Here is a 15,858-nt window from a genome sequence, read left to right as displayed (position 1 = left end):
CACAGGGAGGTTTTCATATGTCTGGAGTATCTGGAGGATACGGCGGAGGCTTTGCGTTAATCGTCGTTCTGTTCATCCTTCTCATTATTGTCGGAGCATCTTGGTGGGGATGGTAAATATTACATTTTGACTTTTTCAAAAATGCCAGAGCTTATTCTCTCGTTGAAACCGGCAAAATTGCCGGTTTCACCTGTTAAAAGCAGAATATTTTTTTAAGAGTAATCAATCTAAATCCGACGATCAAGATTTTCAAATGAACAATTGCTTTTTCTTTTCAGGCCAATTTTGCAAAAGTTGGAATGCTTCATCAGATGAAACAGGCTTGCTGAAATAAAAACCTTGCATTTGAAAACAATGGTGGCGATTCAGAAAAAATACTTGTTCTTTTTTTTCGACGCCTTCCGCTACGATGGAAAGCTTCAAATTTTGCGCTAGAGCAATAATCGTTTTTACAACGACATTGTGGTCGTGCTCTAAATAAATGTTTTGAATAAAAGAACGGTCAATTTTAATTTTATCCAGCTTCAGCTTCGTTAAATAGCTGAGCGAACTATAGCCTGTTCCGAAATCATCGATGCTCAGACCTATATTTAGTTTCTTTAACTTGCGGATGATTTCCAAAAACCATTCAAAATTGTACATTGGGACGGTTTCGGTAAATTCAAGCTCAAAGCATTCAGGCGGAATTTCATACATCGTCAAGTAATCCGTAATCATTTTCACAACATCATGCTGGTAAAATTGTTTAATAGATAAATTGACACTGATTTTCAAGTCACGGAAGCCCTTATCTCTCCATTCCTTTAATTGCTGGCAAGCTTTTTCCATGCTCCATTTGCCGATTTCTACGATAAGCCCTGTATCTTCCGCAATCGGTATAAATTCTGAAGGGGGAATCATCCCAAGCTCTTTATGTTTCCATCTGAGCAGCACTTCAAAGCCGGTAATTTTTTTTTCTTTTGTATCGACGATCGGTTGATAATATAAACATAATTCTCTTTTTTTCACAGCTTTGTAAAGCTCATTTTCTATAAAAATTCTTCTTTCGATCGATTTGCTGTTATGATTATTAAATTGGGCAATGCGCTCGTTTTTTTCTTTCCCCATTTTGATAGCAATTTCACTATTTTTAATTAAAGTTTTCGGCGTTCTTCCATGAACCGGGTAAAACACGATGCCAATGCTGTAGTCGTAATAAATTTCCAAATCGTTGATGACAAGTATATCTTCCAGCTTATTGATACGATGCACAATATCACGAATCATCTCATCTTTATTTACAACATTGTAAACAATAACTAAAAACTCGTCATTTGACAGACGACCTATAAAGTATGTATCGGGAAAAATATTTCTTAACTGCCTTGCAAATGACTTAATCACTTCATTACTAATATCTTTCCCAAAAATTTCGTTTATGTATTTATAGCGGTTAATTTGAAACTTCACAACTGCAGCAGGATTTTTTTCTGTTTGGCATAAATACTCTAAACGGTTGAAAGTAGCTTGTTCATTTGGCAGCTTTGTCAAATCGTCAAATTGCGTTAAATATTGAATCTTCTCATCCGCTTCCTTTACTTTTGAAATATCTCTTATAATCAGCGCATAACCATAAAAAAAATTATTGCTATATAAAGGAAGGCATAAGATGGACGAAGGCGTTTCCTCAACAACTGCCTCAAAAGTTGCAGGTTCGCCGGTTATCCTCACCTGTTCAAAAAGATGCTGAATCTCTTTTCTGGATGAAGTATGAAAAAAATGATAAATCGAACCTTTCTTTTGCAAAAAATGCGCAGCCATTCGGTTGCCTTCCTTGACCAATCCGCTTGGATCACAAAAAACGATCATATCAGGGTGAAATTGAAAAATGAGGTCATAAAATTGTTGAAAAAGGCGATCCATTATTTTAACACTTCCTCAACTATGGGTTCTCATTTTTTATATCGGTATAAACATAGCTTTATTCAATAATTACATAGAATTTCATTCATAAAAATTATCGAAACAGCACACTATTGCTGGAGTCTGCAGCTTTTTTTAACAGTTCGATCAATTGCACTTGTTCTTCTTCGGATAGGCCGGAAAAAACTCTCGCCATCCTTAAGGCGCGGATCGGATATATTTCATCAAAATATTGGCGCCCCTTCTCCGATAAATTTGCATAAACTGACCGTTTATCTTTCGGATTTTTTTCCCGATAAATCCATCCGTTTTTTTCAAGCTTGTCAATAACATAAGTTACATTACCGCTGACAAGCAATAGTTTTGACCCGATTTGCTGAAGTTTTTGCGGACCCTTTATGTACAGAAGCTCCAATACAGCATATTCGGTTGGATTCAAACCATGCTCCTTGCTGTCTCGATTGGCGTGATCCGAAACGTTTTTATACGCTTTTGCAAGCGTATGAAACAAGTTTAAAGCCCTCTCCATTTCTTCTTGAGTATAGGAAAAAAACATTTCCAATCCCCTTTTCCTTTTTTTATTTTATAATGCTCATTTTAATGGAAAAAACAGTTTATGTAAACGCTGTCATTTTAAAAGTGTGCTCTACCAAACAGTCAGTCAAAATCTTTTCTTATCGAAAAAAATAAAAGCGTGCAGCAAGATGCTTGCACGCTTTACAGTCCATTCATCCTTTTATTTTGTCATACGGTTCGTAAAAATTGATTATTGAACTTGAAACCTTTTCACTAAAGATTGCAAATCTTCAGCCAGATTTGACATGGATTCGGCATGTGAAGCAATGGTTGCCGCTGATCCATTTGCCGTTGCTGCTGAAGCTGATGTTTGTTCAATACCTGCAGCCGCCTCTTCCGAAATCGATGCGATGTTGGAAATCGAATCATTAATCGATTCGCTCGTTGATAACATGTCAGTTAAATCATTTTGAGCATTGTTGATTCTTTCGGAAATTTCTTTAATCGTTTCTTTAATTTGTTGAAATGCGGCACTCGTTTCGTTCATTGAATCCATTCCCGATTCTACTTGTTGAAATCCTAATTCAAAGCTTTTCGTCACTTTATTCGTCTCGCTATGGACTTCTTCCACGATTTTTTGAATATCCACAACGGAACTGGAAACTTGTTCAGCCAATTTTCTGACCTCGTCTGCAACTACTGCAAATCCTTTTCCATGTTCCCCCGCTCGAGCCGCTTCAATCGCTGCATTTAGCGCGAGCAAATTTGTTTGATCAGCTATAGATTGAATAACTTCAACGAGTTTGGAAATTTGTTTTGAGCGTTCATCAAGTTTTTTAATTTTTTTCATATTGCTTTGCATGCCTGTAAACATATAATCAAAAAGTTTTTTTCGATTGATTCATCAGCTTGCTGCCATTGTCCGTCAACTCCAGCACTTCTCTCGATTTATCAAACATTTCTTTTCCATTCCTATGTATTTGATAAATCTTATCCATGTACATACCCATTGCTTCAGAAAGCTCTGAGGCAGAATTAGCTTGCGATTCTGCTCCAGCCGACAGCTCTTGCATCGTCGCAGCGATTTGGTTGCTTCCTTCTTTTAGCTCTTTAGAGGAAGAAAGCAAATCGCTGCTTTGTTTTGACATAGTATCTGAAGCATGATGAATGTCTTGCACGATCTTTCGAAGCTGATTCCCCATTTCGTTGACAGCTTCCATCAATTCGCCGATTTCATCCTTCGACTTTATTGATAACGGTTCCAATATTAGATTTCCCTTAGATATTTGCTCCATTTGGCCGGCGATTTTGATCAAAGGATTCGTAATGGAACGAGCCATTTTAAAGGACATGATGAAACCGATTAAAAGTATGGAGGCCAAAACAGCTAATATGATGATGATAGATAGATTGCTAAGTTGAATCATATTATTTCCGCTTTTGATTACATCGTTTTGTCGATCTGACGTCACTTTTTCAAATTCTTGAATAATCGTTTCCCCAAGCGGTTGTACACTTTCTTTCATTTGCTTTAAAGCATCATTCTTTTTCCCCATATCATAGTCGAATAAAACCTCGTGTCGGACAAGCAATTCCCATTGGTGGCATTTCGCAACTAAATCCTTCATTTGCTGTGAAGAATTCAATTTCAATAACTGCTTTTGAATCTCGCTGCTCTGTTTTGCCAATTCTTCGTATTTTTGACGAATGTCTCGGTCCCCATATAGAAGAAACTGGTTTATTAATGAAATGCGTTCTGCAATATTGTATCGCATTTTCTCGTTTTGGATCAGTCCTTCTACATCTTCCTTCATGATGCTTTCCGTATGATTTGTTAAATTTTTTATGACCCCAAAATTAATAACGGCCATTAAACATGTTAGCAGCATTAATATTCCAAAGCTTCTGAGCAGCCTTCTTCTCAATCCGCCTTGCTTTTTGGAAGTAGTGATCCTTGTCACTGTTTTATTCTTTTTCATATGATCTACGATCCCCTTCCCAAACCCCTTTTTTATTTATATCGGTGCAAAATTCATCATTTTTAAAGAATAGTAAAATCGACCCAGTTTCATATACAATGCTTCTAACAACTAGCTTTTAGGAGGTATAGGATCCGTTTAAGGTGACATCAATAACTTTTTCTGCCAAAATTTGTTTGTCTATTGTTTATCCTACCAAAGAAGAAACAACGCGGCTCTTTTCTATTTCCCTTTTTACAACAAACCAGTATTATCTTACGACTAATTTTGAATTTTGCAAGCATTATTGGGGACGAGAGGATGACAGCAGTGTTGCTTGACCGCCTCACTCACCGTTCACACAATCCCTTTTTTAATCAGTGTGAAATCGCAGACATAAAATCGCCATATGTTTTCAAAAAATGAACCGCCCATTTTAAGGTCATGATTTATGCAATTGGAACGGAGGCATGAACTTGCTATTATCAAAGAAAAAACGCTCCTTCATTAGGAAAACAGTCCCAGATCACCTTAAATATTGAGCATTTCGCATCTTTTCCAACATAAAAACAGCCTGCAGACAAAAAATCCAATTTGTCTGCAGGCGAGTGGACAATTTTGATTAAGTTATGTTGTCCCAAAAAACTCCTCATATAACGCTTGTACGGCTTTCTTTTCATCCGTTCCTTTTACGCCAAACATCATGCTCACTTCTGATGAACCTTGATTAATCATTTCGAGGTTCACTCCGCTTTTAGCAAGTGCTGTTGCAGCTCGGGCCATCGTCCCGACATTTTTCCGCATTCCTTCGCCAACAATCATGATTACCGCTAAATCATAAGCAACTTCTATATTATCGACTTCCAGTTCCTTTTTGATCCGCTCTACAACTTTCCGTTCTGTTTCCGAATCAAACTGATCCTGGCGCAAAATGACAGAAATGTCATCAATTCCAGAAGGTGTATGTTCATATGACAGCCCAAAATCTTCTAAAATTTGCAACAATCTTCGGCCAAAACCGATTTCTCTGTTCATTAAATATTTATTGACATAAATGCTGCAAAAACCGGTATCACTAGCGATACCTACGACAGGACCGTTAGAATCTGTTCGTTCATGCACGATTTTTGTACCAGGAGCCGATGGATTATTGGTGTTTTTAATATTTACCGGGATTCCTGCACGGAATGCCGGAATAAGTGCTTCGTCATGAAATACTGCAAAGCCAGCGTAAGATAACTCACGCATTTCTTTATATGTAAGCTCCCGAATTTCTTTCGGATTTTCAACAAAATTTGGATTTACAGAATAGACCGCATCTACGTCCGTAAAGTTTTCATATATTTCCGCTCCGACCCCGTTGGCCAAAATAGAACCGGTTATATCGGAACCGCCACGTGAAAAGGTGACGAGCTTTCCGTCTTTTGAATAGCCGAAAAATCCAGGAAAAATCAGAATTCCTGAGCGATCACGAAGCTTTTTTAAATTTTCATAGGCTTCCGGCAGCACTTGTGCATTGCCTGGTTCATCGCTCACAATAAGCCCTGCTTCTTTAGGATTCACATAATGGGCTTCAACTCCGCGCGATTGAAAATACGCAGTGATCAGTTTTGCATTATTATCTTCACCGCTGGCCTTCACCGCATCCATAAAACGGGCAGGATTTGATTTGTCCCCATGTAAAATTTCTTGCAAATCAGCAGAAATTCGATCAATAATATCATTAGATAATCCTAATTCTTTAGCAATTTCAACATATCTGTTCACAACAGCTTCATATGTTTCCTTTACGCTGCCATTGTTCAAATATTCTTCCCCGCACTTTATTAATAAGTCGGTCACTTTCACATCTTCTTTAAATCTTTTGCCAGGAGCCGAAACAACGACAATTTTTCTTTTCGGATCAGATGTGACGATGTCGAACACTTTTTTAATTTGTTGTCCTGATGCAACGGACGTTCCACCAAACTTTACAACTTTCATATTTACTACATCCCCTACCAATAATTTTAGCAATATTTTATAAAATTCCATATAAATCTTATTATCTCTTTTCATGCTGATTGTTGCAATAGTTTTTTCAGTGCCTAAATGATCATTACAGCTAAACTCTCGGTTTTTAATTAGTTGCGTTCACGGTGCGTTTTCCTCATCAACAACCTTCTTCTATGACTTGAAGAAGAATCAAGTCTTTCATATCTTCTAGTATATCACCCAAGAAGAAAAATTAGATCATGTTTCAATCGTTTCACCAGATCCTTTATGGTTGAAATACGCTGTTTTAGCGCTCAAAGAATACATCTCGCCGTACAGCTTTGTTTGGTTGGAACATTTTCCGATATTTTTTAGCAGCGAAAACCTGAATCTTTGTCAATGATAAAACGCTGAACAGGTTACATCTCGGATGTTGAAAATTGTTATCGTTCGATGGTTAATGGCTACTGCTTTTTTCGACAACTGGGGACGTGCTCCCTTTTACGCTCTAGAAACCTTAAAAGATGAGTGACGACTGGGCCTCGGGTAAACGGTGTTCTTATCCATGCTTTACAATCTCTTTTGGATTCCTAAATTGATGATGGAATTGCCATTTCAAAATGATTGATTCAAACAAAGAATGATTTTTTTCTAGCAGCCAAAGCCGATAATGATTATAATAATGATTATTGATCAAAAAAGGGAATACGAACGTATCAGTCGTTTTATCATTTTCGAACTTTAATTCCTTGTCATGTACCTGTTAGAGAGGTGAAACATCATGAATCAATCGAAAGGCAGTATCGAGGCTGAAATCAGCAAAGCATTAACAAAATGGGAAAAAGATTTTCTTGGACGCGGATCCGTGTCCGTCAAAACGGACATTTTGCGGGATATGATTATTGTATCGCTGCAAGGTATTCTAACCCCTGCTGAATATGCCCTCTGTGAGTCTAAAGAAGGGATGTTGTCTGTGAAACAAATCCGCTCCAGTTTAGTCGAATCCGGGGTTGATGAACTGAAAGAAATGATTTTTCAAATTACAGAAGAGCGAGTAAAAAGTTTCCATACGGACCTTAGTACTCAAACCGGGGAGCGAATTATGGTATTTAAATTGTTTCAAAATTTGGAAAAGAAACTCCTTAAATAAACGTAAACGCTTTTTCTATAAATCTCTAAAAAAATACGTGCAATCTTGAAAACGATGATGTATAATGAAAACAACTTTTTTTGAAAAAATACGAGAGAATTGCCAAAGTCGGCAGACCTTCAAAAAACCTACGGAATCTATTAGTAGGTTCGTTGAAGGTAAACCGACAATGGGAAAACTGAAACGGGAGATCTAAGCCAATCGAAATTGGTTTAAGGTAAACCGGCTATCGTCATTTTTAGGCAAAAGACAGTCATTTTCTTGAAAAAGGCTGTTTTGCTTAGAATGACATAGCCGGTTTTTTTCTTTCAAAAAGGTCACACAAGAGGAGGAACGAAATTTGCAAGAAATGTTGGTTTTCGGATGGCTGGCAGCATTGATGATCGTGCTCATAAGCGCATTGATTTATCTGCATCCTCGTGTGCTCGACTGGTATGTAAATGTTCACGTCGGCCTGCTTCTTTTGCCGATTGCTTCGGCATTCTTCGGGTGGATTTATTCTGGCGCGGAAATAAAAGCCGGACCATGGCGGTTCGACACAATTAGCTGGATGATGGCGGTCTATATTTCAACACTCGGCTTTATCATCCAGCGGTTTTCCATTCGATATTTGCATGGGGATCGAGTCTACCGGCTATATTTTCTATTCTTGACATGGACAACCGGCTCTGCCGCAAGCACTTGGATGACTGATGATCTACGCCTGTTTAGCATTTGCTGGGCTATGCCTCTTTTCGGTCTTGTCTTTTTGACGGCTTTAAAAAAAGAATGGCGGCCGGCAAAAGCTGAAGCGGTGCAAATGGGAACAATGTTTTTTGTTTCTTCCCTTGCGGTATGTGCAGTGTCTGTCTGGCTGTTTCATGCGACTGGAGAGTGGAAGTTATCGGGCGCTTTATCAACGGATAAGTTGTCTCATCTTAAATGGTGGGAGACAGCCGGAATAAGCTTGCTGCTTATTTTGGCGGCCATCATTCCTGCCGGGCAATGGCCTTTCCACCGTTGGCTGCTTGAATCTGCGGCAACGCCGACGCCGGTTTCGGCTGTGATGCACGCCGGTCTTGTCAATGCCGGAGGACTTTTGCTTTGGCATTTCTCACCGTTGTTTACGGACACAGTCACACACGCTCTCCTTCTTCTAATCGCGTTTATTTCCGTCATGATCGGTACCGGCGTCAGTTTCGTTCAAGTGGATTATAAACGTCAACTAGTCGCCTCAACGATGGCACAAATGGGTATGATGCTTATTCAATGTGCATTAGGCGCTTACGAGGCGGCAGTCATTCATCTTATTTTGCACGGCTTTTTTAAAGCAACTTTATTTTTACAGTCCGGTTCGGCTGTTCCCCGTCCGGGACATTCGGCACAAACATTGGTGCACAAAAAAGGACATAGGTTTGTCGGCACGATGCTTGGCTTGGCACTTGGATTCGGCTTCTGGTCCGTTTCGCCGGAAGAGCCGGCGCGCCTATTGAGCGCTTTGCTTCTTGGTTCGTCCATGACGATTGCATGGAGCAGATTTGCGCTTTTCAGAGAAGGCCGATGGCTTGGGTTGGCACTAGCAGCGATACTGGCATTTATTTCAGAAGAAGTGCGCAGCGGACTAATGGCCATGCTGCATAAAGTAGAGGCTTCTCACTTTGCGCCTCCGCTTGCCCTTGAATGGTTTGCTTTCATTCTGTTTATTGTTTTCTCATTGGCGTTAACACAGTTCTTTAAACACCGTTCTTCCGGTGTTGCTGCCCGATTTTATATGCGGCTTGTCCATTTTAGTGAGCCTAGTCTGCCTGCAGTTGAACGGCACCCCTATTACTTACATGCATATTTGAAGGAGGAGAAGACTCATGAGTAAAACAGTGATTTCACTTGAACGTCCTGAAGAGCAAAGTAAACGAAATAAGAAAGATGTGTCCCGCTCTATTCTTCAGCTCGTGGAACAGGCATGCGATGCAATTGCTCCTCTTTGGCCGATTTCAACATTCATTGCACGGCATCCGTGGATGGAACTTGAACATATGCCGTTTACCGAAGTAGCCGAGCATTTTCAACAAAACCTGCATGTTCACCTGTATCCGACAATGCCGGTTGTACGCAAAGCTCTCTCTAGAGGCGAAATCGATTCCTCCTTCGTTGAAAAACAGCTGGAGAACTGGCTTTCCGAGCAGTCTCTGCCCGTTCATCGCCACAAAGCGGAACAGTTGTGCCGTGCACTTTTGTGGAACGAAACCGTACCGCATCAATGGTTAGATTCACCAGAACTGAACGAGCTGGCGGCGGAAATAGCCGAGTTGATCGGTTCCACAAATGCAGCGGTGGTGAAACCGATTAGCGCCCGTATGAAAAAGCTAGACGAACGGCTTGATCAACAAATGATCAAATGGTGCAAACTATATTTGGATGAAAATCAGGCTGCATGGGCAATGCCATTCCGGGAACAGGGATTCTATCCTGCTTGGCACAAACTTATCCAAAACGATCCGGCTCTTTCAAAAAATGAGCGAAAACGCCTTGCTGACTGGCCGGAAGATGCGGAAACAGCACTGTTGTTTTCGCTGTCGCTGCTTGATATAGACGATGAAAAGGCGAAAGACTATTTAGAATCTCATCTTCTTGCATTGCCGGGATGGGCCGGCATGTTAAAGTGGCGTTCTCAGCAAAGTGGAGAAGGCCTCCAACTGTTAGTTGATTATTTAGCCATTCGTCTTTCGTTAGAATGGGCATTTGCCGCCCCTTACTTGCCGCTGGAACAGGAGAAAAAGGCTGACGTTTCAAGTTTACTTCCCCTTTTGGCCGCCTGGATCCATTGGGGAGGAATATCTGTGGATGAGTGGAGGGAATTGTCGAAAGATGAAATGACATCCTGTTTATTGTTTGCCGACCGGTTTTGGCGGATCAATCGTTATCACCTTTGGCTCGAGGCGTGGGAAGAGACGTACGAATCCCGACTGCAAGAAAAAATTGCATCCCGTCCATACACTGGACAAAAAGAGCAGGCCGCCGTCCAGCTTCTTTTTTGCATTGATGTCCGTTCCGAGCCCTTTCGCCGTCATTTAGAGGAATCCGGTCCATTTGAAACGTACGGTTGCGCAGGATTTTTCGGCTTGCCGATCCTAACACGTGAACTTGACAGTGACCATACCCATCCTTCTTGTCCTGTGATCATTGAGCCGAAGCATGAAATATACGAATCTGCACGAGATGATGTTTCAAAATTCCGTCGCCGGCTCAATGTATATCAGTTCATCGGGGACACTTTTAAAAAAATGAAAAAAGATGCATTAGCGAGTTTATTGCTTCCAGAAATGAGCGGCCCATGGCTTGGTTTGCATACAATCGCCAGAAGCATTGCCCCTAGATGGGCGGGCCATTTTCTCCAGCAAGCTGAAAAAACAGCTGAACGGAAGCCGCCGACAAACTTGTCATTGCATTATGAAAAATCTTGTTCATCATCCGGTTTACCCATCGGGTTTACAACAGAAGAACAAGTTCAGTACGTAAAACAATTGTTAACAAATATCGGGTTAACATCGTCTTTTGCCCCCCTTGTCGTTGTCTGCGGTCACGAAAGTATGACAACGAATAACCCGTATGCCTCCTCCCTTGATTGCGGTGCGTGCGGCGGAACAGCCGGAGCTTTTAATGCCCGCGTGTTTGCAAGCCTTTGTAACTTGCAGGAAGTTAGAGAAGGCCTGATGAAGGAAGGGATCTTCATTCCAGATGAGACCGTATTTGTGGCAGCGGAACATATCACAACGGTCGACGAACTCTGCTTTCTCGATTTGCCAACCTTATCGAAAAAGGCAGAGCAGTCACTCCATTTACTGGAAGGAAAGCTAGAAGAAGTGAGACGGAAAGCAAACGCCGAACGGCTGGCGAATCTCCCTCGCACCGGCAAATCGAAAAATCCGGTGACTGAGGCGAGCCGCCGTTCCGTCGATTGGAGCGAAATCCGTCCTGAATGGGGATTAGCTGGAAACGCAGCCTTTATTATCGGCCGCAGGACGCTTACAAAACATTGCCATTTAGACGGGAAAGTGTTTTTACACAGCTATGACTGGCGAAAAGACCAATCCGGCGAAGCACTTGAAAATATCATCTCCGGTCCTGCTACGGTCGGGCAATGGATCAATTTGCAATATTACGCATCAACCGTTGCACCGCATTATTACGGAAGCGGCAGCAAAACTACGCAGACGGTTACAGGTGGATTCGGGGTGATGCAAGGGAATGGGAGCGACTTGCTTTCCGGTCTTCCGTGGCAGTCGGTTTCTTCTTCCGACGGGGAGCTGTTCCATTCCCCCCTTCGTTTACTCTTGATCATTGAAGCACCGCGTTTTTATATCGAGCGGCTGCTCCGGGACAATCCCTTTTTCCGTCAAAAAGTGAAAAACGGATGGCTCCGTCTTTCTTCCATTGAACCTGAAACAGGGGCTTGGTTAAAATGGAAGTTTGATAGGATTCATGGCGAGTTTTATACCGAGCCAATTTGAAGTGACCCTTGTGGAGTAGCAAGAATAAAAAGCTATTGAAGCAGTATTAAACCGTTGATTGTTGTCAAGTGGACATATTTGTCGTACAGGAACCCTGATCGAAAAAAGTACAGATTGGAACACTCTTCCTTAAATTCTCCGGAGAAGTTTTCTATATTTTTCTAAAACAATCTTGGGTTCATTTTGCAGTTATATTGACTTGATGAACCCGTGATCACTATGTAAGAGGAAGCCGTCTACTCTCCATTCTTTTTTGTAAATGTCAAAGCAAAACATGACGTTTTCAAAAAGTTGTGAAGTGAAAATCAGGCTGTCGGATTGTTTCCCGACAGCCTTTACTGTTGTTTGGAATCTTTATTCATTCGCCGCTTAAGTTGAAGTTGATAACCATGTTAATGACTAATAAAGAACAAATGGCTTGTATGGAAGAGCTTGTTTCTGAAAATCTCTTCTGCAAAAACAAGATTTTCTTTTATATATAAAAGAATAGTAAAGAATCTCTGCCGCAATGATAGCGGTGGATCTTAATTTGATCTTATTGTTTTTTTATTGTCCTTCAAAAAAGAAAATCTTTAGTAACATCTTCGTTATTTCATGATTCTCTTTCAGCAATTTCAACCGTTTTAACATGAAACCCGTCCATGTCTAAAATTTTAAACGAATATTGGTCATAATCAATTTCATCTCCGACTTTCGCATCCATCTTTTGGGTTAAAATCCATCCGCCGATAGTATCAACATCGGACTCTTTAATCTGGAGGCCAAAAATATCATTGACTTCTTCTATCAAAACTTTTCCATCGACAACCGTTTTCGAATCAGTAATTTTCTTAATTTGCGGCGTTTCATCCGCATCGAATTCATCGCGAATTTCCCCGACAATTTCCTCCAAAATATCTTCGACTGTCACTAGACCAGCCGTCCCGCCGTATTCGTCAATTAAAATGGCCATATGAATGCGTTCCATTTGCATTTTAACCAATAGGTCATGGATCGGAATGGTTTCAATGACATGTATGACTGGCCGCACATATTCGCCCACCGTTTTTTCTCCTTGGATACCTTTGACATAGTCGGTGAGCACTTCCTTCATGTTTACGATTCCGATCATATTATCTTTATCGCCGTTAAATACAGGATAGCGCGTATAATGCTCCTCCATGACAATCTCAATGCAGTCTTTTAATTTCATGTCTTTGTCAAAAGCAACAATTTCTGTTCTTGGAACCATGATTTCTTTTGCAATGCGGTTGTCAAACTCAAAAATGTTGTTGACATATTTATATTCCGACTGATTGATTTCCCCGCTTTTATAGCTTTCAGACAAAATTATGCGCAATTCTTCCTCCGAATGGGCTATTTCATGCTCTTTTGCGGGCTTGAGGCCAAACAAGCCCGTCAAAAGCCTGGCAGCGCCGTTTAAAATCTTAATAAACGGTTTCATGACTTTGTCGAACAAAATGAGCGGACGGGCAAAAAGCAGCGTGATATGTTCCGCTTTTTGTATGGCGAATGTTTTCGGCGCCAATTCGCCGACAACAACATGCAAAAACGTAACAACGGAAAAGGCGATTACAAAAGATAAAATGGTTGTAACCGAGGCTGGAAGCTGAAAATAAACAAACACAGGGTGCAATAAATGCTCAATCGTAGATTCACCGATCCAGCCCAATCCTAGAGATGTAATCGTAATTCCCAGCTGACAAGCTGATAAATATTCGTCTAAATTGGATATAACCTTCTTGGCTGCAATCGCTTGTTTATTTCCTTCCGAAATGAGCTGATCGATTCTTGAAGTTCGGACTTTGACAATAGCGAATTCCGATGCCACAAAAAAACCTGAGAGGGCGATTAAAAATGCCACTATAAGCAAATTGAAAATTTCCAAATATCTCCCTTACCGCTTCTAAACAGTAAGGAATACACCTCCTGTAATCTTACTTTTATTTAGTATTTTCTTAAAAGCGAATATGATTAATAATAAATTGCCAGCAGCGCCCTCACCAAATTGGCACTTTGCTTAGACAACTTTTCCCTTATGATGGTGCGCTGTTCCCTGTTCATATGATCCATCAGTTGCTGCATGTCTTTTATTTCTTTTTCAAGATTTTGCATAAGTTGGGCAATATGGTCGACATGCATTTCCAAACTTTTATTTGATAGTTTTTTTGATTGCAACATATCAATGATATCTTTAATTTCATAAAGCGGACAGTTCATCTTTTTATACCGCTTCACCATTTCAATCGCTTCAACCGCCTCTTCATCATACAGGCGATAATTGGAATCAGAGCGCCGCGGGTGCAATAAGCCGATCTTTGTATAATAATCGATCGTTCGCTTTGATACGTTCGTTCTCTCGGCTAACTCTCCAATTCTAAAATACTTCCCAATACATTCACCCCTGCTTATAGAATTATTTTTAATTTACAAAAAATTAACCGTACAGTCAACGTTTTAGTTTTGGAAAACAAGCAAAAAACTTTTCATTTATGTCTAACTTACTTTCGCAGTTTGATTTTTAGTTCAAGGCCTATTTAGGAACTGTTTCAAAAATAAATTTCATTTTGTAAAAAAATTGGTTAGCAAAATGAAAGTCACTTTCTCCTTTTGGCAAAATACAGGAAACAAGTTAATAGTTTGGGCTCATGATTTTCGAACCCTCATTTTGTATTAAGTTGGAAAAAATGCCCGCCTGCCGCTTTGGCAATGTCTTCGGTTCGGTCTGGATGAAACGAGATTAAAAAACATGTGGCAGGTCCGGCCGATTTTGTTATATCAATTTCTGTTGAAGTGATTTGGCAATAATCTAACTTGTTTTCTTCACAAAGCTTTTTCCATTCATATTGAACTCCTTTTGAGCCGATCGGAACGATTTCAAACACATACGGCAATTCCAATAGTTTTTTTATGATTGGCAGAGGCCCGATTTCATGTTTTTTTTCGATTACTTCGCCTCCGCACAGCGGTTTTCCGATGCAGGCAAATTTCGCATGGCTTGGCGTTTTCCGAACCTTGATGTCTGCTCTTCTCACCTTCCCGATGACCATGATCGCAAAAGCGGACTGAACCATCTTGAAATTGCTTTCTGTGCTTCCGGTTATGGGAATCGGTTCGCACTTAAGTTCCGAGAAAAGGGTTTGACAGCCTTTTTGCAAATGAGACCATTCTTCTTCACCGATGAGGTTTTGCATGACGATGGCAAGAGGCTTTGCCCCCACTGTTAAACATTCGGATAAAGCTACTCTTAAACCATAATAAGCGACCGTTTCATAATCAACTTTGACGTAATCGAACAATTTTTGTCCCACACCGCCGGAATTGTCAGCGGCAATCACAAGATCTTCATCATTTGATATCGGAATCATGATAACGTCTCTCATGGCGGTGAACCCCTTTTTGTTTTTCTAAAATAGGAACAAGTTTTATGGTTACGATATGACCAATCATTAAATTGATGGCTGTACCGATGACCAATCCCGGCAGCAACCCGAAATAAAAGCCTTTCCCGATCAGAAAGGAAAAAGGAACTGCAGCTAAAAAACCATTGGCGATAAAAAAGAAAACGGCTGCTGCGTATTTGTTTTTTCTGTAAATCACCCCAAATGCCCAAACAAGCAAAAACATTTCGACTGCAATCATTGCATGAAGCGCTCCTAACGGAAAACCAGCGAGATAGCTGGACATGATATGGCCAAAGAAAGCCGCAACAGCTCCCGCAACCGGCCCTAATAGAACAGCGGCCACAAGGGCTGGAAATGAATCAAGCGCAACACTTGAAATATATGCGGGAATTTTTATAAATGCCCCGACAACGGAAAGGGCAATAAACATTATCAAATACGCATATTGTTTCATTCTGTTCCCTCTT

At 40.6% G+C, this 15,858-nt stretch carries 13 protein-coding genes; 4 read left to right on the top strand and 9 right to left on the bottom strand.

Going from position 1 to position 15,858, the window contains the following annotated elements; genetic code table 11:
• Nucleotides 1-17 precede the first annotated feature (17 nt).
• Entirely contained in the window at nt 18-116 is a 99-nt protein-coding gene (locus ACVIJU_RS07245; protein ID WP_063389388.1) for a YjcZ family sporulation protein, read from the top strand.
• 133 nt (nt 117-249) lie between these two features.
• Here ACVIJU_RS07245 and ACVIJU_RS07240 read toward each other — a convergent pair whose 3' ends face one another.
• The 5 genes from ACVIJU_RS07240 to ACVIJU_RS07220 all read right to left on the bottom strand — a co-directional run bounded on the left by ACVIJU_RS07240 (nt 250) and on the right by ACVIJU_RS07220 (nt 6,359).
• Complete coding sequence (locus ACVIJU_RS07240) at nt 250-1,902, bottom strand: bifunctional diguanylate cyclase/phosphodiesterase (RefSeq protein WP_066250835.1); 1,653 nt, start codon at nt 1,900-1,902, stop codon at nt 250-252.
• 94 nt (nt 1,903-1,996) lie between these two features.
• Nucleotides 1,997-2,458, bottom strand: a complete 462-nt coding sequence (locus ACVIJU_RS07235) for a MarR family winged helix-turn-helix transcriptional regulator (protein WP_063389390.1) — start codon at nt 2,456-2,458, stop codon at nt 1,997-1,999.
• Nucleotides 2,459-2,668: 210 nt separating this feature from the next.
• On the bottom strand, nt 2,669-3,268 hold the full coding sequence (locus ACVIJU_RS07230) for a methyl-accepting chemotaxis protein (protein ID WP_456687428.1): 600 nt from the start codon (nt 3,266-3,268) through the stop codon (nt 2,669-2,671).
• A gap of 28 nt (nt 3,269-3,296) precedes the next feature.
• Entirely contained in the window at nt 3,297-4,397 is a 1,101-nt protein-coding gene (locus tag ACVIJU_RS07225; protein WP_456687427.1) for a methyl-accepting chemotaxis protein, read from the bottom strand.
• A gap of 606 nt (nt 4,398-5,003) precedes the next feature.
• Nucleotides 5,004-6,359, bottom strand: a complete 1,356-nt coding sequence (locus ACVIJU_RS07220; RefSeq protein ID WP_063389392.1) for an aspartate kinase — start codon at nt 6,357-6,359, stop codon at nt 5,004-5,006.
• Nucleotides 6,360-7,131: 772 nt separating this feature from the next.
• Here ACVIJU_RS07220 and ACVIJU_RS07215 point away from each other — a divergent pair.
• From ACVIJU_RS07215 to ACVIJU_RS07205, 3 genes are all read left to right on the top strand, one after another.
• A complete protein-coding gene (locus tag ACVIJU_RS07215; protein ID WP_063389393.1) occupies nt 7,132-7,500 on the top strand; it encodes a DUF2294 domain-containing protein in 369 nt (122 codons plus the stop codon).
• A gap of 349 nt (nt 7,501-7,849) precedes the next feature.
• Complete coding sequence (locus tag ACVIJU_RS07210; protein ID WP_063389461.1) at nt 7,850-9,349, top strand: NADH dehydrogenase subunit 5; 1,500 nt, start codon at nt 7,850-7,852, stop codon at nt 9,347-9,349.
• Nucleotides 9,342-11,987: a DUF2309 domain-containing protein gene (locus ACVIJU_RS07205; protein WP_063389394.1), complete on the top strand. Its 2,646-nt coding sequence runs from the start codon at nt 9,342-9,344 to the stop codon at nt 11,985-11,987. The genes ACVIJU_RS07210 and ACVIJU_RS07205 overlap by 8 nt, the downstream gene beginning before the upstream one ends.
• Before the next feature lie 592 nt (nt 11,988-12,579).
• Here the strand turns inward: ACVIJU_RS07205 and ACVIJU_RS07200 are convergent.
• The 4 genes from ACVIJU_RS07200 to ACVIJU_RS07185 all read right to left on the bottom strand — a co-directional run bounded on the left by ACVIJU_RS07200 (nt 12,580) and on the right by ACVIJU_RS07185 (nt 15,845).
• Nucleotides 12,580-13,875: a hemolysin family protein gene (locus tag ACVIJU_RS07200; RefSeq protein ID WP_063389395.1), complete on the bottom strand. Its 1,296-nt coding sequence runs from the start codon at nt 13,873-13,875 to the stop codon at nt 12,580-12,582.
• An 86-nt stretch (nt 13,876-13,961) separates the two neighbouring features.
• The gene (locus ACVIJU_RS07195) at nt 13,962-14,363 is read right to left on the bottom strand and encodes a MerR family transcriptional regulator (protein WP_063389396.1); all 402 of its coding nucleotides are present in this window, start codon (nt 14,361-14,363) and stop codon (nt 13,962-13,964) included.
• Nucleotides 14,364-14,650: 287 nt separating this feature from the next.
• Nucleotides 14,651-15,370 (bottom strand): AIR synthase related protein, encoded by a 720-nt coding sequence (locus ACVIJU_RS07190; RefSeq protein ID WP_063389397.1) that lies wholly within the window; start codon nt 15,368-15,370, stop codon nt 14,651-14,653.
• Nucleotides 15,336-15,845 carry an ECF transporter S component gene (locus ACVIJU_RS07185; protein WP_063389398.1) on the bottom strand — a complete coding sequence of 170 codons (510 nt, stop codon included), beginning with the start codon at nt 15,843-15,845 and terminating at the stop codon, nt 15,336-15,338. Before ACVIJU_RS07185 ends, ACVIJU_RS07190 begins: the two co-directional genes overlap by 35 nt.
• Nucleotides 15,846-15,858 lie beyond the last annotated feature (13 nt).

This window comes from Aeribacillus sp. SP014, from assembly GCF_054055575.1.
This window is presented reverse-complemented; position numbering and strand designations above follow the sequence as displayed.